The organism is Psychrobacter sp. 1Y4 (assembly GCF_051847555.1).
The window spans coordinates 1-716 of record NZ_JBPYDE010000538.1 but is presented as its reverse complement, the minus strand read 5'-3'; the positions used below and the strand labels follow the sequence as shown (position 1 = coordinate 716).

The following is a 716-nucleotide window of genomic DNA, read 5'->3' as shown; positions in this document are numbered from 1 at the left end:
ATAACCAGCCAGTCTTTACGGCCATGCTAAGCCCAGATGAAGTCGACAATCCTGAGCGCACTTTGAACTTGCTAGCGCCTATCTTTGACTTAACAGAAGAAGACATTACAGATATTCTGGCACGCTTAAGCAAAAACAAAAACGACCCTGTCACTATAAAAATCGACTTGACGGAAGCGCAGCTGGCTCAGTTTAGTGAGCGTAAGCCATTCTTTCGCGGTGTCTCTATCCAAAGTAAGCTGACGCGTGACTATCCTTATGATGAGCTGTTTGCTCATGTTATCGGTTACGTTGGTCGTATTAACGATAAAGAGTCTAAGCGTATTGATAAGGACCGCTATGCAGGTACCGATCTGATCGGTAAGATTGGTATCGAAGACTATTACGAAGATATTTTGCTTGGGCAACCCGGTTATCAATCGGTAGAAACCGATGCTCACGGCAATATCTTGCGCCAATTGGACACCAAACCGCCTACCTCAGGCAACGATATCACGTTGAGCTTAGATTATGGGCTGCAAAAGATCGCCCAACAGCAGCTAGATGGGCGCCGCGGTGCAATCGTCGCAATAGATCCCAAAAACGGCGACGTGCTGGCGTTTGTCAGTAACCCAAGCTATGACCCAAACCCTTTTATCTCAGGTATCTCTTTCAAAGACTATGATGCGCTACGGGAAGACCTTGATCAGCCGCTATATAATCGGGCGCTCCAAGGC

At 47.2% G+C, this 716-nt stretch carries 1 protein-coding gene; it reads left to right on the top strand.

What is annotated here, in order from left to right; all coding sequences use genetic code 11:
• Positions 1-716, top strand: a 716-nt coding sequence (locus ACS8FC_RS17425) for a penicillin-binding transpeptidase domain-containing protein (protein ID WP_439297710.1), incomplete at both ends; no start/stop codon positions are given.